The organism is Paraburkholderia sp. JHI2823, from assembly GCF_038900695.1.
Taxonomy (GTDB): domain Bacteria; phylum Pseudomonadota; class Gammaproteobacteria; order Burkholderiales; family Burkholderiaceae; genus Paraburkholderia; species Paraburkholderia mimosarum.
Map to the genome: position 1 here is coordinate 104,567 of NZ_JAYMRY010000012.1, position 26,447 is coordinate 131,013.

Annotated in this window: 21 protein-coding genes; 11 read left to right on the plus strand and 10 right to left on the minus strand. The window is 64.5% G+C overall.

The annotated features are described in order from the left end of the window. Positions 1–18: 18 nt before the first annotated feature. Positions 19–891, plus strand: coding sequence for a phosphoribulokinase (locus VSR34_RS15880; RefSeq protein WP_342962890.1), 873 nt, complete (start codon positions 19–21; stop codon positions 889–891). 67 nt (positions 892–958) lie between these two features. Then, positions 959–1,531 carry an HAD-IA family hydrolase gene (locus tag VSR34_RS15885; protein ID WP_051390949.1) on the plus strand — a complete coding sequence of 191 codons (573 nt, stop codon included), beginning with the start codon at positions 959–961 and terminating at the stop codon, positions 1,529–1,531. 18 nt (positions 1,532–1,549) lie between these two features. Here VSR34_RS15885 and VSR34_RS15890 read toward each other — a convergent pair whose 3' ends face one another. The 8 genes from VSR34_RS15890 to VSR34_RS15925 all read right to left on the minus strand — a co-directional run bounded on the left by VSR34_RS15890 (position 1,550) and on the right by VSR34_RS15925 (position 13,869). Continuing rightward, complete coding sequence (locus VSR34_RS15890) at positions 1,550–3,580, minus strand: sigma-54-dependent Fis family transcriptional regulator (RefSeq protein WP_051390948.1); 2,031 nt, start codon at positions 3,578–3,580, stop codon at positions 1,550–1,552. Positions 3,581–3,808: 228 nt separating this feature from the next. Continuing rightward, positions 3,809–4,456: a two-component system response regulator NarL gene (narL, locus tag VSR34_RS15895; RefSeq protein WP_028212632.1), complete on the minus strand. Its 648-nt coding sequence runs from the start codon at positions 4,454–4,456 to the stop codon at positions 3,809–3,811. A 232-nt stretch (positions 4,457–4,688) separates the two neighbouring features. Then, positions 4,689–5,648 (minus strand): electron transfer flavoprotein subunit alpha/FixB family protein, encoded by a 960-nt coding sequence (locus tag VSR34_RS15900; protein WP_028212631.1) that lies wholly within the window; start codon positions 5,646–5,648, stop codon positions 4,689–4,691. Beyond that, the gene (locus VSR34_RS15905) at positions 5,645–6,445 is read right to left on the minus strand and encodes an electron transfer flavoprotein subunit beta/FixA family protein (protein ID WP_342962891.1); all 801 of its coding nucleotides are present in this window, start codon (positions 6,443–6,445) and stop codon (positions 5,645–5,647) included. The genes VSR34_RS15900 and VSR34_RS15905 overlap by 4 nt, the downstream gene beginning before the upstream one ends. Further along, the gene (locus VSR34_RS15910; RefSeq protein WP_342962892.1) at positions 6,442–8,007 is read right to left on the minus strand and encodes a hypothetical protein; all 1,566 of its coding nucleotides are present in this window, start codon (positions 8,005–8,007) and stop codon (positions 6,442–6,444) included. Before VSR34_RS15910 ends, VSR34_RS15905 begins: the two co-directional genes overlap by 4 nt. Positions 8,008–8,029: 22 nt before the next feature. Further along, a complete protein-coding gene (locus tag VSR34_RS15915; protein WP_028212629.1) occupies positions 8,030–10,204 on the minus strand; it encodes a heterodisulfide reductase-related iron-sulfur binding cluster in 2,175 nt (724 codons plus the stop codon). 293 nt (positions 10,205–10,497) lie between these two features. Next, complete coding sequence (locus VSR34_RS15920) at positions 10,498–12,690, minus strand: FAD-dependent oxidoreductase (RefSeq protein WP_028212628.1); 2,193 nt, start codon at positions 12,688–12,690, stop codon at positions 10,498–10,500. Positions 12,691–12,756: 66 nt separating this feature from the next. Continuing rightward, positions 12,757–13,869 (minus strand): aminomethyltransferase family protein, encoded by a 1,113-nt coding sequence (locus VSR34_RS15925; protein ID WP_342962893.1) that lies wholly within the window; start codon positions 13,867–13,869, stop codon positions 12,757–12,759. A gap of 474 nt (positions 13,870–14,343) precedes the next feature. Here VSR34_RS15925 and VSR34_RS15930 point away from each other — a divergent pair, with 474 nt between their 5' ends. The 6 genes from VSR34_RS15930 (at position 14,344) to VSR34_RS15955 (ending at position 19,748) form a co-directional block, all read left to right on the plus strand. Continuing rightward, complete coding sequence (locus VSR34_RS15930) at positions 14,344–15,300, plus strand: PDR/VanB family oxidoreductase (RefSeq protein ID WP_028212626.1); 957 nt, start codon at positions 14,344–14,346, stop codon at positions 15,298–15,300. Positions 15,301–15,323: 23 nt separating this feature from the next. Next, the gene (locus tag VSR34_RS15935; RefSeq protein WP_342962894.1) at positions 15,324–16,457 is read left to right on the plus strand and encodes a DUF3445 domain-containing protein; all 1,134 of its coding nucleotides are present in this window, start codon (positions 15,324–15,326) and stop codon (positions 16,455–16,457) included. Positions 16,458–16,611: 154 nt separating this feature from the next. Beyond that, positions 16,612–18,288, plus strand: a complete 1,677-nt coding sequence (locus tag VSR34_RS15940; protein ID WP_028212625.1) for an APC family permease — start codon at positions 16,612–16,614, stop codon at positions 18,286–18,288. 24 nt (positions 18,289–18,312) lie between these two features. Continuing rightward, a complete protein-coding gene (locus VSR34_RS15945; protein WP_342962895.1) occupies positions 18,313–18,909 on the plus strand; it encodes a dimethylamine monooxygenase subunit DmmA family protein in 597 nt (198 codons plus the stop codon). 180 nt (positions 18,910–19,089) lie between these two features. Further along, complete coding sequence (locus tag VSR34_RS15950; protein WP_238327901.1) at positions 19,090–19,497, plus strand: response regulator; 408 nt, start codon at positions 19,090–19,092, stop codon at positions 19,495–19,497. Next, positions 19,497–19,748 carry a LuxR C-terminal-related transcriptional regulator gene (locus VSR34_RS15955; RefSeq protein WP_342962896.1) on the plus strand — a complete coding sequence of 84 codons (252 nt, stop codon included), beginning with the start codon at positions 19,497–19,499 and terminating at the stop codon, positions 19,746–19,748. Before VSR34_RS15950 ends, VSR34_RS15955 begins: the two co-directional genes overlap by 1 nt. Before the next feature lie 34 nt (positions 19,749–19,782). Here VSR34_RS15955 and VSR34_RS15960 read toward each other — a convergent pair whose 3' ends face one another. Then, complete coding sequence (locus tag VSR34_RS15960; protein ID WP_342962897.1) at positions 19,783–21,567, minus strand: ATP-binding protein; 1,785 nt, start codon at positions 21,565–21,567, stop codon at positions 19,783–19,785. Positions 21,568–21,646: 79 nt separating this feature from the next. Between VSR34_RS15960 and VSR34_RS15965 the strand changes: the two genes are divergently transcribed. Together VSR34_RS15965 and VSR34_RS15970 are read left to right on the plus strand one after the other, a co-directional pair. Continuing rightward, positions 21,647–23,569 (plus strand): PAS domain-containing protein, encoded by a 1,923-nt coding sequence (locus VSR34_RS15965; protein WP_342962898.1) that lies wholly within the window; start codon positions 21,647–21,649, stop codon positions 23,567–23,569. Between the two features lie 43 nt (positions 23,570–23,612). Then, positions 23,613–24,197 (plus strand): XRE family transcriptional regulator, encoded by a 585-nt coding sequence (locus tag VSR34_RS15970; RefSeq protein ID WP_036019384.1) that lies wholly within the window; start codon positions 23,613–23,615, stop codon positions 24,195–24,197. A gap of 106 nt (positions 24,198–24,303) precedes the next feature. Here the strand turns inward: VSR34_RS15970 and VSR34_RS15975 are convergent, their stop codons facing one another. Continuing rightward, the gene (locus VSR34_RS15975) at positions 24,304–24,978 is read right to left on the minus strand and encodes an HAD family phosphatase (protein ID WP_342962899.1); all 675 of its coding nucleotides are present in this window, start codon (positions 24,976–24,978) and stop codon (positions 24,304–24,306) included. 368 nt (positions 24,979–25,346) lie between these two features. Between VSR34_RS15975 and VSR34_RS15980 the strand changes: the two genes are divergently transcribed. Next, positions 25,347–26,426, plus strand: a complete 1,080-nt coding sequence (locus VSR34_RS15980; RefSeq protein WP_342962900.1) for a tartrate dehydrogenase — start codon at positions 25,347–25,349, stop codon at positions 26,424–26,426. Positions 26,427–26,447: the final 21 nt, after the last annotated feature.

The window sequence follows — 26,447 nt, forward strand, 5'->3', positions numbered from 1 at the left end:
GCACACAAGCGAGACACCATGTCGATCAAACACCCGATCGTGGCCGTCACCGGTTCTAGCGGCTCCGGCACGACCACCGTGATGAAGAGTTTTCAGCACATCTTCCGGCGCGAGAAGCTCAAGGCGCAGATCGTGGAGGGCGACGCCTTCCACCGTCACGACCGAGCGACCATGCGCATCGCAATCAAGGAAGCGGAAGAAAAGCGGCAGCAGTTTAGCCACTTTGGTCCTGCCGCGAACCTGCTGGACCGGCTCGAAGATCTGTTCCGGCAGTACGCCGCAACGGGCAAGGGCCGCGTGCGCAAGTACGTCCACGACGAGACAGAAGCCCTCCAGTACGACGTGGAGCCCGGCACGTTCACGCCTTGGGCAGACGTCGAGCCGGACACGGACCTGCTCTTCTACGAGGGTCTGCATGGCGGCTTTGTGGGCCACGGCATCGACGTGGCGCAGCACGCGGACCTGCTCGTGGGCGTCGTGCCCATCATCAATCTCGAATGGATCCAGAAGTTGCACCGCGACAAGACGCTGCGCGGCTATTCGCAGGAAGCGGTGATGGACACCATACTGCGCCGCATGCCCGACTACGCCCATTACATCTGCCCGCAGTTCAGCCGGACGCATGTCAATTTTCAGCGCGTGCCGACTGTCGACACGTCGAATCCGTTTACGGCACGCGACATTCCGAGCGCCGACGAGAGCTTCGTCGTGATTCGCTTCGCCAATCCGAAAGGCATCGACTTTCCGTATCTGCTCACGATGCTGCAGGACTCGTTCATGAGCCGGCCGAATGTGATCGTCGTGCCGGGCGGCAAGATGGGGCTCGCGATGCAACTGATCTTCACGCCGATGATCCTCAAGATGATCGATCGGCAGCAACGCGCGGCATAACGACAAGGCGCGCGCGCTTTCTGGAAACTCGGCCGCTAGTTAGCGGTTCAATAACTGGAGATACCTCATGCAAGTGATGTCGCGCAAACTGCCCGTCGACGCCGTCCTGTTCGATCTCGCCAGCATCCTGCACGGCAGGAGCATAGCTGGCCATCTCACCGAGCTCTTTCCGGCCGTCGAAGAGGCGCTCGACGGATTGCGCCAGATGGGCTTGAAGCTCGGCGTTGTGACCGACAAGGAGGCGGGTCTGGTCGAGCCGCTGCTGCAGCGCTTCGGGTTGTCGGTGTGGTTCGACATCGTTGTGGAAGGCGATGCGCTCGCGCAGCGCAAACCGCAGCCCGCGCCGCTTCTGCACGCCTGCGAGGCGCTGGCTGTCGCGCCGGCGCACGCGCTCTACGTGGCCGACTCGGCAAACGACGCGCTGGCCGCGCAGGCGGCCGGTATGCCGATGATTCGCGTGAGTTACGGTGCAGGCGCCGATCAGCCGATTTCAGAACTGCCGTGTCTGCGCGTCATCGACGGACCTGGCGAACTGCTCGATCTGATTGGCAGCCCGCACCAGCGGCATCAGCCTGAACGCGCAACGCATGCCGACGCTACGGCCTGGCGGCACGACGGTTGTGCGGGGACGTATGTCTGAACTGGAGAGGGCGGCGTGTCAACGCTTGATGTGGACGCGCCGCATCTTCCGGTACAAGGTGTTGCGCGTCACGCCGAGCGCCTGCGCCACTTCGCTCACGTTCCAGCGGTACGTGTCGAGCAGACCCATGAGCGCTTCGCGCTCGGCCTGCAGGATGGCATTGAGGGGCGCCGTGCTATCGTAATCATCGATGTCCCCGCCGCAGTCCGAAGCGACGTCTGCCGTTGCCGCAAGCGGTGCGGCTGCAACGGTCAGGCTGGCGGCCCGGGCCGCACCGCGCACGAGGTCGCCGGGCAGATGCGCAGCGGTAAGCTCCGGACCGTCGCACAGTGCGGCCGCCGTGCGTAGCACATTGCGCAGCTGGCGCACGTTGCCCGGCCAGGGATGATCGAGCAGGATCTGTCGCGCGTCTTTGCCAAGCAAGGGTGCGACTTCGTTGTCTTGTTCGAGCAGATGCCGGATCAGCGGGAGTTTGTCTTCGCGCTCGCGCAGCGGCGGCACGCACAGGGCGACGCCGCTCAGGCGGTAGTAGAGGTCTTCGCGGAACTGCCCTTTGGCGACGAGCTCGGCCAGATCGCGATGGCTCGCGCTGATGAGCTGGAAATCGACCTTGATGACGGCTTCGGAGCCTAGCGGCGTCACCTCTCGCTCCTCGAGCACGCGCAGCAGGCGAGCCTGGAGTGCGAGCGGCATGTCGCCGATCTCGTCGAGAAAGAGCGTGCCGCCATTGGCCTGCAGAATCTTTCCGCGCCGTCCTTCGCGCTGCGCACCTGTGAAGGCCCCGGCGCGATAGCCGAACAGTTCGCTTTCGATGAGATGCTCGGGCAGCGACGCGCAGTTGATCGCGACGAACGGCCCATTGCGTCGAGCGCTGGCGGCGTGCAGCGCGTTGGCGAAGACATCCTTGCCTGCACCGGTCTCGCCATGCACGAACACGGCAATGCCGCGGTCGATCACGCGCTCGCCCAGGCTCAGCTGGCTCGCGAGCTGCGCGTCGCCGAATTCGACGCGCGGGCCCGAGCAATGACGTTCCGCGCTGCTCGCGGACTCCCGGCGCGCGACGGCCCCGCGCGCCGCGTGCTGCGTTGCGCCTGCCGCTGGCTGCCTGAGCGGTGCCTGGGCGACCGCGAAGAAGCGATTCGGCGCTTGCGCACGGTACACCGCGACAGGATGGAAGGAACTCTGGGCGCTGCGCGTGAGGAGGTCCGAGAGCGTCGCGTTGAAAAGCCCGGTGATGGGCTTGCCCGCGATTTCGGCGAGCGTGGCAAAGCCGAGCTGGAACAATGCGCTGCGATTCGCGCCGAGCACGATGCCGCTATCGTCGATCGTGAGCGTGCCGGCGTGCAGCGTATTCACGAACTCCGGCCGGCTGTGGAAATGCACCCTGTGCGCCTGCGCATGGCGCGCATCGAGCAGGCGGTTCTCGATCATCTGCCGCGACATGCCGACGAGCACGAGCGAGTGTTGCTGCTGCAAGTGCGAGCGACTCGTGACGTCGAGCACGCCGGCAATCGCGCCGCGCTCGTCGAATACCGGCGCGGCGGAGCAGGTGAGGCCCGCGTAGCGCGAGAAGAAGTGCTCGTGCTGGCGCACGGCCAGCGCTTCGCCTTCCGCGAGGCAGGTGCCCATGCCATTGGTGCCCGCTTCGCGCTCGCTCCAGACGGCGCCCACGCAGAAGCCCCAGTCTTCGACCTGCTCCGCGAAGCTCGTGGACGAGACGAGGTGCAGGATCACGCCTTCCGCGTCGCTCAGCACGACCGCGAGATCGGCATCGCCCAGTTGCTGGTAGAGCGTCGTCATTTCGAGCTTCGCGCAACCGATCAAGTCGCCAAGGCGCTCACGGCGCTGTGCGAGCTCAGCGCTCGTCAGCACGGGCGGCGGCCGGCACGCGTCGGGATCGAGCCCATAGTCGTGCAGGCAGCGTGTCCACGAGCGCACGATGGCCGCGCTCGGCTCGTAGTGTCCGAGCCGCTGGCGCAATGCGCTGTCGACCGCGCCGGTGCGGGCTAAACGTTCAACGCGTTCCTCGGCATATTGGGCTGACTGCATGACACGCGTCTCCAGATTCTCCGACTGCCAATAACGGATGCATCGTGAACAAATCGAGGCGACTTCGCCACCCTGCATCCGATTATTCGCGGCGGAATTTCCGGTGGCAATTCGCCTCGAGGTGCTACCTCTTTGTGGCGAAATTCCGGTGGCAATTCACCTCGAAGTGCTACCTCTTTGTGGGTAGACGCGTGTCCGGCAGAGGACTGCCGTGGGTATTGCAGTACCTCAGCGCTCGTGCGGCGCGCCTTGCTCGTGGCGCCACACCACGGCTTCGAGCCGCGAGTGCAGGTCGAGCTTGCGCAGCACGTGCTTGACGTGAACCTTCACGGTGCCCACGCTGATGCCGAGCTTGCGCGCGATGACCTTGTTGCACATGCCCTCGACGAGGTAGTCGAGCACCTCGACCTCGCGCGCCGTGAGATCGGACTGCACTGGCGGCATCCGCTGGCCGCCCGAGAGGGCCTGAACGAGGCTGCCGGTGACCGCGTCGCTGAGCACCGCCGTGCCCGTCAACGCCTTCTGGAGCGTGATGCAGAGGTCTTCGGGGTCCATGTCCTTGAGCAAATAGCCGTGGGCGCCCGCGCGCAGCGCGGCGACCACGTCGCGTTCATGGTCCGAGACGGTCAGCATGATGAAGCGCGCGTTCACGCCGGCGTCGCGCATCAGTTGCAGCGTTTCGATGCCGCTCACTTCCGGCATGTTCAGGTCGATCAGCACGATCTCGGGCTTCAGGCGTACGGCCATCTCGACACCTGCGCGGCCCGAGGCCGCTTCGCCCGCAATACAGAACGACGAATTCATCTGGATGAGTTGCGCGACGCCCTTGCGAAAGAGTGCGTGGTCGTCGATGAGCAAAACGGAATGGGGGGGCATGTAGGCTTCCTTGGCGCGTTGACCAGACTACCTGTCTCTACTGGAACGGCGTGGTACCCGTCTTGTGGTGCATGTGCACTTGCGACGCATGCACGTTGTTCGCTGCCACCAGATTTTTTCTGGATTAATGAGATAAGTCTACGCGTGGAATCCCGATGGACAACATTCACTGCCGGGAATAAAAAGGGCCAACCCAAAACGGGCCGGCCCGACTTCACGGCTTTCGCAGGCGTCAGAAGTGACTGCGCAATTCCTCGGCGATATCGAAGATATCTCCGACGATGCCATAGCGCGCGATCGTGAAGATCGACGCTTCGGGGTCGGTGTTCACGGCAATGATGTTCTCGACATGCTTCATGCCGGCCATGTGCTGCACCGATCCCGATATACCCATCGCGATGTACATCTTGCAGGCCGCGGCGGTCTTGCCGGACTGGCCGACCTGGTGCGCCTTCGGCAGCCAGCCCGAGTCGGCGATCGGGCGCGAGCAGCCGAGTGTTGCACCCACGGTTTCCGCGAGTTCCTTGAACTGCTCGACGTGGGTCTCTTCGCCGATGCCCCGGCCGATGGAGAGGATGAACCCGGCGCCCGGAATATCGACATCGCCGCTCGCTGCCGGCTCCTCGAAGCCTTTGTGCGTGCTGCGCGGCGTAACGGCAGGCGCCGCGAAAGCGCTGACCGTCGGAGTGGAAACGTTTTCGGGCGCCTTGAAGGAGCCGGGCCGCAACGTCACGACGACGGTCTCCCGCGCCGGAAACTCGATCTCCATGTTGACCTTCTGCCCATAGCCCGAGCGCGTCGCGACCCAGCCCGCGTCGTCGCGGGTCAGGGCGAACGCGTCAGTCGTGAATCCGTAGTTGGCCTTGACGGCGAGCGGCGCCGCGTAACCGAGCGTGTCGATCGTGTGCGGCAGGAGCACGAGCGAGGGATTTCGGGCCTCGATGAGTGCGCGCGCAACCGTTTCATAAGTTTCGGGGTCGAAGGCATCGCCAGCCGTTTGCACGGTCAGGATCTCGTCCACGCCTGCGAGCTTGAGGCTCTCCACGTACGCCTCGGGCTGCGCGCCGAGTACCGCGACCGTAACGGATTCGCCGCTCGCTTCCTTCGCTGCTGCGGCCGCGCCGATGACTTCGAGGCTAACCGGGCGCAACTGTCCTTGACGGTGTTCCACCATTACCAGAATGCCGCTCATTTCGCTTCTCCCCTGAATTCCTTGATCAGGCTTGCCAGGCGTGCCGCCTGCTCGGCCGGCGTGCCGTCGATCATATGTGCGCGACCCGCTGCCGGGACATAGACGCGCCGGATGCGCGAGAGCGATCCGGCCGCGCCCGTTTCTCCGGCGGCGAGGCCGAGTTCATCCGGTGCGAGGGTTTCGATGGGCCGTGCGGCGGCCTGCTTGATGCCGCGCAGCGACGCGTAGCGCGGCGTGTTGATGCCAAGCTGGATGGTCAGCACGGCGGGGCACTGCACCTCGACGGTCGCGTACGCGCCGCCTTCCAGCTCGCGGCGGGCTGTGGCCGTTTTCGCGCCCGGCGCGTAGTCGAGCCCGGCCACGACGGCGGCATGCGGCCAGTCGAGCAGGCCCGCGAGCGCCATGCCGGTCACGCCATAGGCGTGATCGGATGCCTGCACGCCCGCGAAGATCATGTCGGGCGCTTCCTTGCGCGCGAGGGCGGCGAGCACGCGCGCGACGGCGACCGGGTCGGCGTCTTCGAGCGCGTCGCTCCATACGCGCACCGCGCGGTCGGCGCCTTTGGCGAGGCACTTGCGCAATTCCTCATCGGCGCTATCGGGGCCGACCGTGGCGACCACGATCTCGACATCGCCGTTCGAGCCTTCCTTCAGGCGCATCGCTTCTTCCAGTGCGTAGTGATCCCACTCGTTCAGGTCGAAGACGTGAAAATCGGCGCTGACGTCGCGGCCGTCGTCGTTCAACTCGAAGTCCTCGTCGAGAGAAGCGACCTGCTTGATTGTGACTAGTATTTTCATCTTGACTCCATCGTGTTCGTCGGAGAGGGTGAATCGTGGTGCTCATGCTGCGGCGCATCCTCGTCCAGAGGGTGCGGGAAATCGTTCTGATCGGCGTGCACGACGGCCGCGCGCGTCGCCACTGGCGCGGCGGACGCCACCACGGGACCGAGCGTGCGACCGAAGTGTGCGAACAGACGCGAGCGCGCCTCGCGGTCCGGATCGAAGCGCATGCGCCAGCGGTCGGCATCGGTCAGGTTCGGGTGCGCGAACACCAGCACGCGGTGCAGCGGATACGGCTCGTGGCGCAATTGCAGCAACACGCGCCGCGTTGCCCGCGGGTTGAGAATCACACTGCGGCGCACATCCGCCGCGGCATGGGCCGCGAGCCGCGCGAGCTGCGCCTGCGGGGTCGCGGGATGTCGTGCGATGCCGGCGAGCACATCGATGTCCTCGTCGGCACAGAGGCGCCGCAGCAGTGCTGCCGGCAGGTCTTCGCGCAACGCCACGCCCGCCCGGACCCAAGCCACCGGATCGGCGGCGAGTAGGGCGACGAGGCGCGCGGGACAGCGCGGGTGGCGGGCCACCGCGCGACGCACCTCCGACTCGCTGTCGTGCACGAGCCTCTCGAGCCATTCGGGTGGGCAGGCTGGATTGCGCGCGAGCATACGGCGCACCCACGCATCGGCGTTGCCGATCAGCCAGTCCACCACCTTGAGCGGCAGGTCGTGGCGTGTGGCCACCACGCGCCGCACGATCGCCTGCGCGTCGAAGCACAGCCCGATCAATGCGCCCGCCGGCGTGTTCGCGTTGAGCGCGGCGGCACGGCGCACGCCGGGGTCTTCATCGCGGGCGAGCAGCGCCAGGATGTCCGGGAGCGTGCGTGCCTGGTGCGCGAGGCTGCGCCGCTCGGCAGACGACGAAGGCAGCGTGCGCAGCAGCGCCTCGGGGCAGCACGGATGGCGCAGCACCTGGGCGCGCACCGCACTCGTGTGCGTGCTCTTCCACAGATGCAGCAGTGTCTGCGCGTCGGTCGCGAGATGGATAGCGAGCAGCCGTTGCAGCACGGCGATGCCGCGCTGCTCGACCAACGTGAGCAGGTCCGAGGGCACGCCGACGTTTTCGCAGAGCGCGCGCAGCACGTCGATGTCCTCGCTCTGCGCGGCGAGCGCGCTGAGTAACGCATGCGGCGCGTTTGCGTGGCGTGCCAGCAGGCACGCGAGACGTGGGGCGGTTGTTTCGCTTTCCTGCGCGAGGATGGCGAGCGCGTCACCAGGCGTCGCGGGATTTCTCGCGAGGCGCAGTTTCAGTGTCTCGTCGCGATTGGCCACCGCGAGTTGCGCGACTACGGTGAGCACGGCGCCGTGGGCGAACGTGCAGGCGGCGAGCGCGAGGCAGTCACGCCGCCCGGCGAAGAGGCGCGTGCCAAGCCGCTCGCGGGCTGCATGGTCGGCGTGCGGGTAGAGTGCCGCTGCCGCGTAAATGTCCTCCGCGGCGAGCGCGAGTTCGACCAGCTCGCGCCAGTGCCGTCGCATCGTCGGCGTGCGCGGCCTGTGTTGCACAGGGGCGGAGCTGGGTGTCATGTCCGGGCGTCCTCGCCGTGGTTCAGGCCGCAGCGATGGCGCGCACGCCGCCCGGCTCAGCCGGATCGTCTCCGGCCGGTTGCGCGAGGCTCTCGGCGATCAGCTCGATCAGCTCGCGCACCACGAACCGGCCTTCGTAGCCGCTCGTCTTCAGCGCGTCTTCGAACATCGTCAGATCCTTCGGGCAGCAGACGACGAACACCTCCAGCCCTTCGATGCGCGCGGCCTCGTGCATGCGGTTCTGCGAAGGCTTTTCCTTGCCGACCGGATCGCTCATCCAGATCCGGCCGCCGCCGGCGCCGCAGCAGAACGAGTTGTCGCGCGAGCGGGGCATGTCCACGAGCTCGCAACCAATCGCCGAGAGGATTTGCCGGGGCGCGTCGTAGCCCTTGTTGAAGCGGCCGAGGTGGCACGGATCATGGAACGTCACGCGGTAGCCGAGCTTGCGCCTCGGCTTGAGTGCCCCTTCGGCCAACATGCGCACGACGAGGCTCGTGTAGTGCTCGATCTCGAACTTGCCGCCGAAATCGGGATACTCGTTGCGGATGGTGTTGTACGAATGCGGATCGGTCGTCACGATGCGCTTGAAGTGCGATTGCCCGAGCATCGCGATGTTGTTCTCTGCCAGCAGTTCGTAAAGCCCTTCCTCGCCCACGCGCCGCACGTCGTTGCCCGCGTTCGATTCGCCCTCGTAGAGCAGGCCGAAATCGATTCCTGCGTTATGCAGCAGCGTGGCGAAGGCCTGGGTCACGCGCTGGTTGCGCGGATCGAACGAGGCGTAGTCGCCGACGAACCACAACAGATCGACGGGTTCCTTGCGCGCATCCTTGATCTGAAAGGGCAGCGGCTTCGTCCACGCGGCGCGCTTGCGCTTCGATTCGTTAAACGAATTGCCGTTCTTGTGAATGGCCTGGAGCGTCTTTTGCACCTGCGGCTCCATCTCGCCGTCCTCAACGAGCTTGCGGCGCATCTGCACGATGATGGGCACGTGCTCGACCGCGACGGGGCAGATCTCCACACAGGCCATGCAGGTGCGGCACGACCAGACGGTTTCCATGAACACCTGGCCGATGTCCTTGCCATGCACGTCGAGCTTCACCTCGTCGGGCAACTCGTTCTTCTGCAGCGCCTCGTTGGCGAACTCGCGCAGCGAGAGAATCACGTCGCGCGGCGAAAGCGGCGCCCCCACCGCGTTCGCGGGGCAGGCCTCGTGGCAGCGGCCGCACTTCGTGCAGGCGTCGAGGTTGAGCAAGTGCTTCCAGGTGAAATCGGTGATGGTCTTGTAGCCGACCTTTTCGCTATCGGGCTCGACGCGGGGCAGGCGTTGCGCCGCCAGCGGGTCGCGCATCATCAGCGAGCCCGAGGCCGTGAAAATGTGCTTGACCTTCGTGTAGGGAATCAGCGCGATGAAGGTGAGCGCGAGCAGGCCGTGGAACCACCAGAGTCCGCTGCGCAGCGCGTAGGCCGCCGATGCGCTCAGGCCTACGCCTTTCATGATTTCGGCGAGCAGGGCGGCCACCGGCGACCACCAGCGCGTTTCCCACACGACAGCGCGGTCCTGCAGCCACACGAGGCGCAGCGCGCTCAGAACGAAGCCGGTGATGCCGATCAGCACGAGTGTCCAGAGGAACGCCCAGTCTTCGCGGCGGTAGCCGCTGCGCTCGTAGTCGGGGTCGCCGGGCTGGCGGTCCGGGCGCTTATAGTCGAGCTTGGGCGGCTTGATCCAGCCGCGGCGCACCATCATGTAGATGAGCCCGGCGATCATAGAGACGCCCGCGAGATTCATCGCGAGTTTGAACAGCAGATAGAAGTCGCCGTTCCAGAAGTGAAAGCCGAGCAAGCGCGCGGTGACGTCGTAGTCGACGGTTACCGTGGCGGTGCCGAGAAACAGCACCGCGAAGCCGTAAAAGATCATCCGGTGTGCGCGGCCCGCGGCGGGATCGCGGCGCGCGACGGTGCGGTGGCTCAGCACGACACGCACCATGTCCTTGAAGCGCGCTTGCAGATCGATCTTGCCGAACGACTTCGACAAGGGTTGGCCACGCCGGTATTTACGGATCTGAACGTAGACTCCCCAGGCAAACGCGCCGGCCGCCGAGAGGCCGATGAGATAAAACAGCGCGATCGCAAACGACGGGAAGCCCTCGAACAGGATGCGCGTGACGGTCGCGGGGTCGAAAGTCGCTGAGGTCTGCATGGCTCGTCCGTTTTATGGATGGAGGGGAAGGCGCGCCTTGTTCAGGCAACGCGCGCCCGTGCCAGGCGGGCGAGCGCGCCTGACGAAACAGCACACCGCGTTGTCACGGTGGCGGAGCCGAGCCCGTCCGGTGGCAATCCGCAGCGAGTGCCACCTGTTCCGGTTCCACGCAGAGCGCCCCGGCCCCGTGATCTGTCGATCCGGAGTCAGCGCTTTCGCTGTCGGCCGGAGTTAGTGCTTCAGCACTTACTCCGGGCCCATGCAGAGCGCCTACTCCGGTCCCATGCAATGGCTTACTTCTTGTAGTGGATCTGGTAGGTCCCTTCGGGCAAGTGCGGCGTGCCCCATACGGCCACTTCCCGCTTGTACGGCAACGGGAACTGCGCGTTTGCCTCCTCGATCTCGCGCGCGAGGCGGTGGCCCGTGAAGGTCGCGTCGGCGATCAGGCGCGGTGCTTCGGCATCGCCGATCAGATAAACCGCCTTGATACCCTTGCTCTCCCACTGGTCCTGCTTCGCCTTCACTTCGCGGTAGAGCGTGTCATTCGAGCGGCGGCCGGTCACGAGCACGAGCGAATCGAACTCGAGCCAGCGGTGCGTCTTGTTCGCGTCGCGCGGCAACTGGCCCGGGCCCTTGTAGGTACGGCGCGAGCCGTCGCCCCAGATGTTGTAGATCTCGATGCGGCCCTTCTCGATGCGGCTCGCGAAGTGATCGCCCAGTTCGGTCACGTGCAACTCGTGCAGCCGGCGCATCATGTTCGGATACTCGAGCGTGAAGTGCATGTAGTTGGCCAGATGCACGCCGCTCACGATCGTCACTTCGTGGCCGGCCGCCGCGAGTTTCTCCGCGAGGCTCGGCGCCATGAAGTAGGTATCCGCGTTCAGGATCACAACGCGCTTGCCGATCGGCTTCTTGCCTGCAAGCACCTGTTCCGGCGTCAACTGGTCGGGCTGCGAAGCATCGGCGCCGGGGATCGGATCGTGCGTGAGGCAGTTGGTGCCGTCGCCCACCCAATGCGAACCGGTTGCGATCACAACTTTTTCCGCGCCGTAGTCGAGCACGTCGTCGGCGGTGAGCGGCTTCACGCCGAGCGCCAGTTGGCTCTGCTTGTTCTTCTTGAGCAGCTTGGCGATCTGTGTTTCGCGATAGTCGCGATGATAGCCCCATTCGCCGAGGCCCGGCAGCGTGACGACACTATTCAGATGGCCGCCGATCTTCTCCGCCGAATCCACGAGGTGGACGGTATAGCCACGCTGCATGAGCACGCGTGCGCATTCCGAGCCCGACGGGCCCGCGCCCACCACGAGCACCGAGTCGCCCGACTTGCACTCTTCGAACTTCTCGGGGTGCCAGCCGCGGCGGTACTCTTCACCGGCCGTTGCGTTCTGCGTGCAGATCATCGGCGGGCCGCCGATTTCCCAGCGCGAGATACAGACGTTGCAGCCGATGCAGACGCGAATGTCGTCGATGCGTCCTTCCTCGACCTTCTTCGGCAGGAACGGATCGGCGATCGAGGGGCGGGCGGCGCCGATTATATCGGCATAGCCCTTCGTGACGATCTCGGTCATTTTCTCCGGGTCGGTAAAGCGGCCCACGCCAAGCACCGGCTTCTTCGAGACCTGCTTGATGAACTTCGTCCAGGGCACCTGGTGGCCCTGCAGATAGAAGCGCGAGGGGCCCGCGTCCTCGCCCCACTCGGCGATGTCGCCCACATCCACGTCCCACAGGTCGACGAGCGGATCAGCCATTTCGACGAACTTCATGCCGTCGTTCTCGACTTCGACGCCGCCGCTGCCGTAGAGCGTGTCCACGGCGAAGCGCGTGGCGATGGCGCAGTCCTTGCCCACTGCGTTGCGGACTTTCTCGAGCGTTTCAAGCCAGAAGCGCGCGCGGTTTTCGAGCGAACCGCCGTAGCCGTCTGTGCGCTTGTTGTAGTAGGGCGAGAGGAACTGCAGCGGCAGATACGAGTGTGCGCCGTACACGTAGACGATATCGAATCCGGCGTCGCGCGCGCGCAGGGCCGCTTCGACGTAGTACTGCTGGACGTCGCGGATATCGTCGAGGTCCATTTCCTTGCAGTACGTGAGCGTTTCGAACTCCGAAGCATACTGGCTGGGGCCGCGCGGCGTGGCGCGGCTTTCCATGCAGGGCGCGTGCGAGCCGCCGTACCACATTTCGATGCCGGCTAGCGCGCCGTACTTGTGCACTTCCTCGGTCATCGCGCGCAGATTGCGCACGTCGCCCTCGTCCCAGATGCGGGCGGAGAGGCGGTGCGTGTCGTCCGACTCCGGGTGGATCGAGCAGTACTCGGTGTTCATCGCCGCCCAGCCGCCTTCGGCCTTCATCGAGCGGTGCGCGGCCTGGAAGCCGGGCAGGTTGCTGCCCGCGCCGATGCAGTGCGGGACTTGATAGAAGCGGTTGCGCAACGTCTTCGGACCGATCTTGATGGGCTCGAACAGCACGTCATAGCGGGGATCGCGGGACATGGGGACGTATCTCCTGTTGTGTATTTTGGCTACGTGATGCTTACGTAGTGGCTACGTGGCGGATGCTCAGGCCGCGACGCGGGTTCGCACGCGTTGCGGGTCATAGAATGGCGTGCGGGTGACGGTGCCGGTGAAGGTGCCCGAGGCATCGTGGATCTCTACCTTGGTGCCGAGCGCCGTATGCGCAGGCTTCAGATGGACCATCGCGAGCGACTGCATCAGATACCGGCTGAACGTCGCGCTCGTGACGACGCCTACCTGTTCCTTCCCGATGAAGATCTTCGAGCCTGCCGCGACCGCGCCGTCGTGCTTCACGAGCACGCCCGCCTGCTTGAAGCGCTCCTTGCCGCGCGCGTTGAGAAGCGCCGCCTTGCCGATGTAGTCCCCGGGTTTGTCGACGTCGATCATCCAGTCGAGGTTCACTTCCCAAGGCGTGACGTCGCGTTCGGGCATGTCGAACGGATAGAAGAGCAGCGCGGCTTCGATGCGCGCGAGCTCGAGCGAGGTCCACGAAGCCGGCACGATACCGTGCGGCTTGCCCGCTTCGAGAATGGCGTCCCACAGCGCGATGGCGTCGCTGGCGCTGCATGAGACTTCGAAGCCTTGCTCGCCGGAATAGCCGCCGCGCGAGATGATGATCTTGCGGTCGAACAGCTGTGTTTCGACATGTGCGAAGTACGGCAGCTTCACGAGATCGATGCCGATATGCGGCTGCAGGATGGCCGCGGAGCGCGGGCCTTGCAGCGAGAGCATGTGTACGTCGAAGTCCTGGTGCCATTCGACGTTGCGGCCCTCCGCCGCCCGGCGCAGATGAGACTGGGTCGAGCCACCGCCGTGCGAGATGCGATATTGATTCGGCGCGTCGTAGATCACCATCAGGTCGTCGCAGATCACGGCGCGCTCGTCGACTTCGGCGGCAAGGCGCGCCGTGCCGGGCTTCATCTTCGTGACGTCGATCGCGCAGATGCTGTCGATCACGGCGCAGGCGTCCGGGCCGTTCACGCGTACGATGTTCAGCGCGCTGATATCGTAAAGGCCCGCAGTCGAGCGCACGGCGACCACTTCGTCGTTCGGGTCGCTGTTGTAGTACCAGGGCAGCGGCATGTCGTTCCACATATCGCCGTCCAGCTTCGAGCCCAGTTCGCGATGGCGGATATTCAAAATTGATTGCCTGGTCATAGCGTTTTCCCGAGGTTGAGAGCCTTACGTGACTTACATGAATAAAGGCCGACGCATCTGAGCCGATTGGCCGGAACGAGGGCCGCTGGATGGCAATCAGTCTCGGTCGTTAAAATCGGCGTCACAATCGCCCCGAGGCGCTACCTCCGAGTGGGTAGGCACGCTACTTAGTGCCGTCGCGGGAGTCTTTCGAAGGCCTTGCAAAACGTTGCATCGCGTGGTGGCGTACTTGCGCAGACATGTGCCGCATGCCCGTTGTATGGCCATCTGGCGGTCATTCGACGTCGTGAATGGAGTCTGAATGCACCCTCGCGGGCGTAGCAAAGGGGCTACCCCCTATGAATCATTGATCTCCCTTTTTTGCTCGCCGATTCTTCTCGTACAGATTCGCTGCCATGCATGCGTGAGTCCGGTTCAGGGTCTTCCCTGAGCATCGACCGGGCGCGCGCTCATCTGACTTGAGGATCAAAGGCCATGAACGGACCGAAGGCGATTCCAGTACGTGTCGAGCGCGTGGAGGACATCACGGCCGATATACGGCGCTTTACGCTCGTGCCGGCAGACGGCGCTCACTTGCCTGCGTATTCCGCCGGTAGCCATGTCGTGGTGACCATGCGCGGCGACGCGCGCACCTGGCGCAACGCTTACTCGTTGACGAAGCCGGCGGGCGTACGCGACGCGTATCAGATCATGGTGCGCCGCGTGCCCGCCTCGCGCGGCGGCTCGGCCTTCATGCATTCGCAGGTGCAAGAGGGTAGCCGGCTCGAAATCTCGATGCCGTCGAACTTCTTTCCGCTCGCACGGCGCGCCGCGAAGCATGTGATCGTCGCGGGCGGGATCGGCATCACGCCGTTTCTCTCGATGTTGCCCGAGCTTGCGGCGAGCGGCGCCCGCGTGGAAATGCATCTGTGCTGCCGCCCCGAGGATGCCGAGGCGCTCGGCGCGTTGATCTCCGATCGCATCGCGGGCAATGTCGCCATTTACACCGACATTCAGGACGCCGAAACGCGCTTTGGCGCGCTGCTCGCCGCCCAGCCGCCCGGAACGCATCTCTATACCTGCGGGCCCGCCGGCTTGATGGACGGCCTCGCGCAACTCGCACGCTCGCTTGGCTGGCCCGACAGCCATTTCCACCAGGAGAGCTTCGGCGGGGCCTCGCACGGCGAACCGTTCGTGGCGGTGCTCGCGAAGAGCGGCTGCGAGGTGGCGGTGGGCGCCGACCAGAGCCTGCTCGAAGCGCTCGAAGCCGCTGGCATCGACGCGCCCTACATGTGCCGCGGCGGTGCCTGCGGGACCTGTGCGCTGGAGGTGCTGGAAGGCGAGCCCGAGCATCGCGACTTCTTCCAGAGCGCTGCCGAGCGGGCGACGAACTGCAACGTGCTGCCTTGCGTGTCCCGTGCACGCAGCGAGCGTCTCGTGCTGAACATCTGACGAATACGAGGAAGCCCAACGCCATGTCCATAGCCTTCAAGCCCGACGAGTCGTTTCGCGACGCCTATACGTTTCGCAATAGCGACGAAGCGATTTTGCGTTTTCCGTTTCCGTTTCCGGAAGACCGCTACATGTATTCGGTGAACATCGAGCCGCACGTGCCCGGTGAAGCCGGAACGGTCTACCGGGCAGCATTCGACGTGGACGAGCACTACATTGCCGAGTGCCGCGACCGCGCGCTCACGCTCGAGCGCGATCCGCTGCGCTGCCAGGTGCTCGAGCATATGGACGCGGCCCAGTGGGACACGCTGGAACTGATCATGGAGAGCTTTGCGCGCGACTATCCCGAGCATTTCCAGCTCGAGCGCGACGGCGCGCGCTGGACGTGGAAGAACCGCCCGCTAGGCCTCACGCAGGACTTCGTGTTCGGCGATGCGGCCACGTTGCCGTGCCCGCCGTTCGAGTACATCACGCGCCAGGCGCAGGGCGACTTCTGCCTGCTCGATCATCGCGAGGACAATCTGTTCATCGACGGGGGCACCGTGACGACCCAGGCCGACTGGTCGCTCGACTTCGACCTCGGCATGAGCTTCATGGAATGGCACGGTCCGGTGCCGCTCGCCCATCAGGCCGGCATATTTGAGCGTGCGCTGAAATTTTTGTTGCGCCTGCAACCAGGTGCGCCCGTGCGGCGCCTGAACTGGACGATGACGGTCAATCCGCGGCTCGACACCTCTCCCGAGCATTATCCCGAGTGGGGTCCCGACCGCGCGAGCATCACGCCGGAGAACGTCGCCACCAAGCTGCATCTGCGCGTTGAGTTGCAGACGCTTTTCAGGCTGCCGCGCAGCAACGCGATCCTGTTCTGCGTGCGCTGCTACCTGATTGGCCTTGGTGAGCTGGCGCGGGTGCCGAAATGGGGCAAGCGCCTGCACCGCGTGCTGGGCACGTTGCCCCCCGAACTTGCCGAATACAAAGGGTTGGTCCGTTACCGCGAAACGGCCGTGCAATGGCTTTCGCAATTCGACGACGGGGCGCCGACCACCATCGGCACGCAGCCGGAAGTCGAAAACTTGACTCCGCCGCCCGGCGAGGCAAAGAGCGCAGACGCACCAGCCGGCTCTGTTCACCCCAAGCCGAGTTTCGCCAGCACTTGAGCCTTGTCCCGTAGCCGTGCCGCGCCCCTGGCGCGAGCGCCGCACTAGACTCGGCGCCCGCGCGCAGAGCGCGACTTACTGTTGCGGGAGCATCCCAATTCCGTATCCTCGCCGCCACCCACAGCGGTCCCTCACCAGAGTAAGGAAAACCGATATGAATGCGATTCCCGAAGACCTTGTCGTTGAAGCGGAAGGGTCGTTACAGCGCAAAATCAGCTGGACCGGCGCGTTCTGGGTGGCAAGCGGCGTGCCGGCGCTCGTGCTGTTCTCGATCGGCTCGATTGCCGCGACCGTCGGCAAACTGTCGTGGGCCGTGTGGATCATCTCGATCGGCCTCGGCTTCGTCCAGTCGTTCTCGTACGCGGAGATCGCCGGTCTCTTCCCGCACAAGTCAGGCGGCGCATCGGTTTACGGCGCGATCGCCTGGGTGCGCTACTCGAAGCTGTTCGCGCCGCTGTCCGTATGGTGCAACTGGTTCGCGTGGTCACCCGTGCTCGCAATCGGCTCCGGGCTCGCGGCGGGATATGTGCTCTCGATTCTCTTTCCTGCCGACTCCGCCATCAACACCTGGCAGATCACGCTCGTGAGCCTCGACTGGCTACGCAGCGGCCTGAGCCTGCGGATCAACGCGACATTCATACTGGGCGCGGCGATACTGCTGATCACGTTCGCCATCCAGCACCGCGGCATCATGAACGCGGCACGCATCCAGACCATCCTCGGCGTGGCTGCGCTGATTCCGCTGATTCTCGTCGGCACGGTGCCGCTCTTGACGGGCGATGTGCCCATGCACAACCTGTTTCCACTCGTGCCATTCGCGAAGGACAGTGCGGGCCAGATCATCGACGGCACCTGGGACCGTGCGGGCATCACGCTGATGGCGGGCGGCTTGTTCGTTGCCGCCTGGTCCACCTACGGCTTCGAGACCGCCGTATGCTACACGCGTGAGTTTCGCGACCCGAAGGTCGACACGTTCAAGGCGATCCTGTACTCAGGCCTCCTTTGCATCTTCGTTTTCACGGTGGTGCCGCTGTCGTTCCAGGGCGTGCTCGGCCTCGGCCACCTCGTTACGCCCGAGGTGAAGGACGCCGCAGGCAACGTGGTGACCCCCGCGGTCTATAACGGCATGCTCTCGCCGGACATCTACAGCGGCATGGGCGTGGCCAAGGCGATGGCGCCGATGATCCACGGCGGTCTGCTGATCGAGCGCGTGCTCGTCGTGATGCTGGTGCTCGCGCTGGTGCTCGCGATCATGACCTCGATGGCGGGATCGTCGCGCACGCTGTATCAGGCCTCGGCGGACGGATGGCTGCCGAAGTATCTCTCGCACGTGAATGAGCACGGCGCGCCCACTCGCGCAATGTGGACCGACCTTTGCTTCAACCTGATCCTGCTGATGATGTCGGACTATGTGTTCGTGCTCGCGATGTCCAACGTCGGCTACATCATCTTCAATTTCCTGAACCTGAATTCCGCGTGGATTCACCGCCTCGACCGCGCCAACTGGCACCGTCCCTTCCGCGCGCCCAACTGGCTGATCGTGCTCGGCACGCTGTTCTCCTTTGTCAATCTCGCGCTGATGGGCATGGGCGCGGACACGTGGGGCCAGGGCACGCTGGTCTCGGGGCTGTGCTTCGCCGCCCTCATCCTGCCCGTGTTCCTGTTTCGCCACTACATCACCGACAGGGGGCATTTCCCCGACACGATGAAAGAGGACATGGAACTGGTGGGTGACGGAAAGGTTGTGAAGCGCGCCGGGATACTGCCTTATTTGACGATCGCAGCCGGCGTTGCCGTGGTCGTGGTGACCCATAGCCTTGCAATTTATTGACGACTATGAAAACGGAGGCGCCCCATGATGACCTCGACTAACAAGAGCCGCCCGGTGTATGCGCCGCTCGAAGCCGATCCGCGCGGCACGCAGCACTGGCTCGTGATCTCTGGCGCGACCGAGGCGGCCCGCTCCAGCGCGTTTAGCGCATTGAGCAATGTGTCGCCGCTCGAAGTCTGGTCAGTCGAGGAGGACATGGCGCACGCGGGCGCCGGTGCCGCCTGCGCGGTGCCCAACGCCGTGGCGCACCGCTTCGACGGCGAGGACGAACTGCTCGGCGCGCTGGGCGTTGCGCTGCGCGGCGCCCGCGTGGGTCTGCGTATCTACGCGCTTGGGACTGAGCCATTCATCTGGTCGGTGCAGCAGGTAGCGGCGCTCGCGGGCATCGCGCTGGAGGCCGTGCGGCTAGTGCACAGCGGGAGCCTGCAGCGGCGCGTTTACTGTATCCACTGCAGGACGATGAACGAGGGCGTGGCGACCAACCTGGTGCCCTGCGCTGGTTGCGGCAGGCACCTGTTCGTGCGCGATCACTTTTCGCGCCGGCTGGCGGCATTCATGGGCGTGCAGGCCGACGCCGAAGTGCCCGGCGAGCTGCCCGAGATCGAGCACACTTATCTCTAGTGGCGGCGTCGCCGCTTTTACCAGGCTCACGTGTGCCAATACGTGAGCCTTTTTTATTCCTGCTCCCCACTCTTCGCGCTACCTCCAAAGGAGAACCTCCTCTTGCGGATTGCTGCTCGCCGCCGGCGCGCCATACTGGCGTCGTTAGGCCTGTGGCCGTTTTTGCATGAGGAAAGGGGCATGGAGTCTGTCACCACCGTACTTCTCGTCGACGATCATGCCCTGTTCCGGGCAGGCGTGGCGCAGCTTATCGAGATGCACCCGGCCTTTCGCGTCGTCGGCGAGGCGGGATCGGGTCGCGATGGCGTGGCGATGGCGCTCGATCTCGAGCCTGATGTGGTTTTGGTTGACCTGAACATGCCGGAAATGAGTGGTGTGGAAACCATTTCCCTGATGCGCGAGCAGGGCGTCGAGGCACGCTTCGTCATGTTTACGGTGTCCGATAACGAACGCGACGTCGTGGCCGCGCTGCGTGCCGGCGCGCACGGCTATTTGCTCAAGGACATGGAACCTGAAGAGCTGTGCCTGAACCTGGAGAAGGTATTGAAGGCACGGCGGTGCTCAGCGGGACGGTCACAGGCAATCTGATGCACGCGCTCTCCGGCGGACAAGCGCTCTATGCGAGCGAGACCCTGCTCTCTGCGCGCGAGCAGCAGGTGCTCGACTCTCTCGTCGAGGGGTTATGCGACAAAGCAATCGCACGCAAGCTCGATATCAGCGTCGGTACGGTCAAGGTTCACGTCAAGCACTTGCGGCGCAAGCTCGATTTGCACTCGCGGCTCGAGGCCGTCGTGGGGCATCGCGAATACATCGGACGCCGCCTTCCGCCGGGTGTGTGATTCACCGCAAGCTTTGCCATGCCCCACGGGTAACTTACCGCACGGTGCTTCCCGATCCCACGCGCGCCTGTTGCGCGAAGGAGGCCGGCACGAACGTGAGCACGATGCACGAGCCAGGCTCGTTCGAGCGGATCTCGAGCTGGCCGCCGAGGCTGCGCGAGCGCTCGCGCATGATCGAGAGCCCGTAGTGATGCTCGCCGCCTGTTTCTGTGGTGATGCCGCGGCCATCGTCTTCGATCGTGACGGTAACCTCGTGCTCGTTCGACGAAAGCGTGACGCGCGCGCTGGACGCGCGCGCGTGCCGTACGACATTGGTAAGCGCCTCGCGCACGATCTGACCGATGTGCAGCTCCTCGTTGACTGAGAGCCGCACGCGGCGGATGCGGTTGTCGACTGAGATCTGCACCTCGCTGCGCGAGGACAGCTCTTCGGCAACGTCCTCGAGCGTCGCGGCGAGGCCGCGCGCGTGCACCGATGTGCGAAACGTGGTGAGCAGTTCGCGCAACTGGCGATAGGCGCTGTCGATGCCTTCGCGGATGGCTCGCGCGATCTGGCCGGCGTCGCTGTGGGAGAGCTCTTCGGGCAGCACCGCTTGCAGCCGCGCGAGCTGGATCTTCATGTACGAGAGCGATTGCGCGAGCGAATCGTGGAGCTCACGCGCAATGGCGTTGCGCTCTTCGAGCAGCGTCATGCGCCGGTCGCGCACGTCGCGGCTCAGGTTGGAGATGGCGTGCGCGAGCACGCTTGCGGTCGTCTCCAGCAGATGCAGGTGGCGCTGCTCGTAGCGTGTGCCGGCCTCGGCTTCGCCAATCAGCACGCCGTACGTGCCCGAGGGCACGCGCACCGGCACCGCAAGCACCGTCAACAGGCCGCCCGTCTCGCCGTCGGGCAGCGAGCGCACCCCGGAAAGCGACATTAGCTCGTTCACGACGTGGTCGCGCACGATGTGCGGCGCATGGCCCCCAGGCGCCAGGATGGGGTCGACGCCCAGCAGTTGCGCCGAGGTTTCTGAGAGCACGAGCGCAATGCGCTGCACGCGCAGGATGCCGAGCAAGCGCTGCAGCAGCGCTTCGAGCGTGCCGCCGGTAGGCACGTCTTCCGCGAGTTGCGCGCAGATATAATGCAGCAGGTCAAGGGACTGATCGGCGAATGCGATATGGTCTTCGACAATGCGCTTGAGCCGTGTCGATTCGTCTTGCTCGCTGCGCAGCTGTGCCACGAGACCGTTAATCACCATGATCAGGCGATCGATCTCGTCGCGTCCGGCAGGCACGGTGTGACCGGCTTCTGCCAGCACATGCAGGGGCAGCGCCGGATGCAGGACGAGTGCGCGCCGCGCGCCCCATGCAAGCGAGAAGATGCCCGCGAACAGCAGCGCCGCAATGCAGGCTTCAAGCAGCGTGATGACGGCTTCCAGCGCGTCGCTCTGGCGCACGATCTCGGCCGCTAGCGCATCGAGCTTCTCGGGCGCAGCGTGTGAGTCTTCGAGCGCGGCCAGTTCAGCGGCGATCTCCGGCGCGGGCGCGCCATGTTGCCGCCAGTGCGCCAACAACGTATCGTTGCGTACGAGCTCCGTGGCTTGGGCGTTGAGTCTGGCGGCGGCATCGGGCGCCGCGGCGGCAATGCTCGTAGCGATGCGGCGCAGCCGCGCGGCATCGCCGAGCGTGACGGCCGCCTGCTCGTAGGTGCCTTTGTTGTCCAGCTGCACGCGCGTGCAGACGAACAGCAATGCGATCAGCGCGACGAGGCATGCGAGCACGATGCAGGTTTTCGCATAAAGCGGATAGCGGCGCAGCCAGGCACGGTCGGCGGCATTCATCTTGAGACAAGTAGCGAAGAGGGCAGGGGGCGGGGGCTCTGACCACCACGCCCGGATTGTGGATTCGCGAGGCCAACGCATGATGACAGTTTATCTGTTTTCCACCACGTTGCTGGTGGTTGTAGTGGGTTTGGTGCTGCCGAGGCTCGGTCCGGGTCAGGGCGTCGACGTGCTGTTGTATATCGCCATTGCCTTTGCGCTTGCGCTGGCAAGCGGACTGCTCGCGCTCGCCTTCACGTTCGGCGCGAAGCGGGCAGTGCGGCGCGGCATGCGCAGTTCGGCGGCGCCCGAGCTGACCTCGTTCGCCGCAAATCTTTCGACGCCCGCGGTGCTGCTCGACAACGACGCGGTCGTATTCGTCAATGGTGCGTTTCTCAAGCATGCCCGCTGGGAGCACCACGCCGACGAGATCGTCGGAATGCCGTTCGGCAATCTCGTGCACCCGCAGTCGCAGTTGGACCTGACGAAGCTGCTGGCGCAGGCCGGCGACGAGAGCGAGCGCACCGCCGGCTCCCTGCGCCTTGCACATGGTGACGGCACGTTCAGGCGCCAGCCCGTGACGGTGCTGCGGGGCAGGGGCTCACGCTTGACGCTGCTGCAGTTTCAGGCGCCATATGCGAGCGCCGACGCACAACGTAGCGAAGTACAGATCCAGCAGCACTGCCAGGATCTGGTTGCGCACTTGCCGCAGGCGCTGTTCCGCATCGATCGTGAGCAGAATCTGATCTTCGTGAATCCTGCATGGCGCAGCATGCTGCGCATCGTCGGCGGGGGAGGCGATTGTCCACCGCTCGCCGGCTTCGTGCATCCCGAGGACCGTGCGTTGCTCACCACGCGCCTCACGACGCTGCTCGACGGCAATTTGAGTGAGCTGATCACGGTCGTGCGCATGATCCGCGCCGACGAGACGATGTTCCATGCCGATTTGCGCTGCCGCGGCGTGGCGGACGAGGAGGGCCAGTTGATCGGCGCGGTGGGGTTCGCACTCGACGTCTCGAACAGCCGCCGCAACGAGGAGGCATTGCACGCGAGCCGCCGCAGCCTGCGCATGCTGCTCGCGAACGTGCGCGCGATGATCTATCGCGGGCAGAACAACCGGCTTTGGTCGATGGAGTTTGTGAGCGAGGGCTGCTTCGAGCTGACGGGCTACGAACCGAACGAGTTGCTCGACGAAGCCGTGATGGGCTTCGTCTCGCTCATCCATCCCGAGGACCGTGAGTTCGTCTGGAATGAAATCCAGTCACGCGTGTCCGTCGGCGAGCCGTATGAGGTGACCTACCGTATCGTCGACCGCGCAGGCCAGACCAAATGGGTGTGGGACCAGGGGCGCGGCATCTTCTCCGCGCGCGGTGAACTGCTGGGTCTGGAAGGCTTCATCATCGAAGTGACGCGGCGCCAGCTAGCCGAGGAGAGCACACGGCGCCGGCTCGTGTTCGACCGCTCTACGGGGCTCACCAATTCAGCGATGTTCGTGGACCGCTTGAGCTTTGCAGTAGCGTTTGCACGGCGCAACGGGCAGCCGTGCGCGGTTTTCGCGGTTCGCGTGACCGACTTCGAGAGAGTGGCCGTGCGTTTCGGCGCGGAGTACGCCGACCGTGTGCTCGTCGAGTTGGGGCGGCGCCTGCAGGTCATCCAGAGCGACTTGAACTGCGCGACATTGCTCGACAAGCAGGATTTTGCGATCATGCTCACCGACTTTACCGCGGCAGCGCTCGGCTGGTGCGAGTGCGCGGAGCAGGTCGCGGCGCTGGTGCCGGACGACAGCACGGCCGCCTTCGATATCGTCGCGGAAGGATTGCGCGATATCGTAGGCCGTCCGGTGCGTGTCGATGGACATGAGTTCTGTGCCACGGCGCAGGTCGGTTGGGTGCTCGCGCACGACGAGTTCCCGCAAGCGCTGGACATGCTCGACGGCGCTCTGGCGGCGGGACAAGCGTCGGGCGCCGGCGGTGCGGCGGGCACGGCGAATCAACGGGGACAGGCAGATGACGAACCGCAATGACACGGATACGCCAGGGGCCGCACACGAAGTGCACGATCATTCGATGTCGATCGAGCACTTCATCGGCAAGGTCGTGCGCGAAAACCGCACGAATCAGGGGCTCACGATCGCCGAGCTGGCGGAGCAGAGCGGGCTGTCGCGCAGCATGGTCTCAAAGATCGAGAACGGGCAGGTGTCCACCAGCCTCGAATCGATGGTGAGTATTGCGCGCGCGCTCGGCATCTCGATGTCAACGCTGTTTCGCAATTTCGAAGGCCAGGAAGGTAACGCGCAACACGTGAAGGCCGGCAAGGGCATGGAAGTGGTCCGGCGCGGTACGACCAGGGGGCACACCTACCATTTACTGGCCTACGATCAGGGGCCGGCCAAGCTGTTCGAGCCGTTTCTCATATCGATGGACGACGAGTCCGAGATCTTTCCAACTTTCGAGCATCCCGGCACCGAGTTCATCTACATGCTGCAAGGCAAGATGGAATATCGGCATGGCAATCGTAGCTACCTGCTGCAACCGGGCGATGCATTCACGTTTCGCGGATCGGTGCCCCACGGACCTGAGCGACTGATCAAGCTGCCGATCCGTTTCATCACGGTCATCATGTACGGGCATGCTGGCGGCTCGGACTCCTGAGCGATGGGGCAGGGCCGGACAAAGGCTGTCACGGCCCGTCGCGCGGCGGACGCGTGGTCGAGTGAAGGCTTGCGGCTGGCAAGCGACCGCTCCCCGGCCGACACCCTCACGCTGGGAAGTCTTCTATGCCGAACCACGTGGAAACGCACTCGATCGCCTGATCAAGGCTCGCAAGTATCGTCAAGCTGACTCGCATGACCTCGACCGACGGCTGCTTCAGGTCGGGCACCGTCACAACTCGTATGCCAGCTCGATGTGCAGCAAGCACACCGTTCTCACTATCCTCAAACGCCAGGCAATCACTCGGCGATTTGCGCAGACGAGAAGCTGCAAGCTCATACACCGCCGGATCCGGCTTACCACGGGAGACTTCGTCCCCCCCGGCAATCGCGTCAAAGAAGTCGAGCACGCCGACCCGTGCAAGTCGAGTTCTAATCTCTTGTCCGCTCGATGACGACGCTACTGCGCACGGGACTCCGGCATTGAGCAACGTGGTCAGTAGGCCATGTACTCCTGGTTTCAGTGGGTACACCGGTGGTGTTGTTGGGGACTGCAGCCGTTGCCGGGCTCGTGTAAGCGCTTCCTGAAAGACCGGCTCTGTTCCGAACATCCTGGCTAGCATCGTGTGGCACTCATGCAGCGACCTCCCGATGATTTCGACGTAGTCTCCGGGGCGGATATGAACCCCCATTTCGCGTCCGACTGCTATCCACGTGTTCATGATCGTTCGCTCGGAATCGATCAGTAACCCGTCCATGTCGAAGATTGCCGCAGAGAACATATGCAAGGATCCTAAGGGCTTGAAGTGCTTGCCACTATAACCGCATGGCGGAACGCTATGTGGTCGCTTTCGACGGAAATCTTGTAAGGTGCTCGAATTTCCGAAACTCATCTTTTTCAGGCGAGATCAGGCGCTTTGGCCATATCTCGGCCGAGAATCGCAAGACCCAGGCGATTTTCGGGTGCGCCGAATGCGGCCATACAGCGAACGCCGATCGGAGGCCAACGTCGTCACTCGCGCTCGATTATTCACATCTCGTGTTCAACGGCTCAACGCTGCAGGGGCTAATTTCCGGCACGCTATGAGGCATGCTTGCATCTATCGGGCGCGCACTCATTCAGGCGCGCCGCGCCAACGGAGAACGAGACATGAGCAAGACATTCAGAATCGCAGCGATTCCCGGCGACGGCATTGGCCAGGAAGTGATGCCCGAGGGCGTACGCGTCGTCGAGGCCGCAGCCGCGAAATTCGGCCTGGACCTCGAATTCACCCACTTCGACTGGGCCAGCTGCGATTACTACCTGCAGCACGGCAAGATGATGCCCGACGACTGGTTCGCCACGCTCAAGAGTTTCGACGCGATCTATTTCGGCGCGGTGGGCTGGCCCGACAAGGTGCCCGACCATATTTCGCTGTGGGGCTCGCTCCTGAAATTCCGCCGCGATTTCGACCAGTACGTGAACCTGCGCCCGGTGCGTCTCTTGCCGGGCGTTCCGTGTCCGCTCGCCAACCGCAAGCCCGGCGACATCGACTTTCTCGTGGTGCGCGAGAACACCGAGGGCGAGTACAGCTCGGTGGGCGGCAAGATGTTCGAAGGTACCGAGCGCGAGTTCGTGCTGCAGGAGTCAGTGTTCACGCGCCACGGCGTGGACCGCATTCTCAAGTACGCGTTCGAGCTGGCGAACCAGCGCGGGCGCAAGAAGCTCACGGCGGCGACGAAGTCCAACGGCATCTCGATCAGCATGCCGTACTGGGACGAGCGCGTGGCCGCGATGGGCGAGGCGTATCCCGACGTGAAGTGGGACAAGCAGCACATCGACATTCTCTGCGCGCGCTTCGTGCTGCAACCCGATCGCTTCGACGTGGTCGTGGCCTCGAACCTCTTCGGCGACATCCTTTCGGATCTCGGTCCTGCGTGCACGGGCACGATCGGGCTTGCCGCTTCCGCCAACCTGAACCCCGAGCGCAGGTTCCCGTCGCTGTTCGAGCCGGTGCACGGCTCCGCGCCCGACATCTTCGGCAAGAAGATCGCCAATCCCATCGCGATGATCTGGTCGGGCGCGATGATGCTCGACTTCCTCGGCAACGGCGACGCGCAATACCAGGCCGCGCACGACGCGATCATGCAGGCCATCGAGAAGGTGCTCGTGGAAGGCCCGCGCACGCCCGACATGGGTGGCACGGCGAACACGGCAGACGTCAGCAAGGCGGTTGCCGCCGCGCTTTAAGCGCAAAGTGTGCGGGATGTC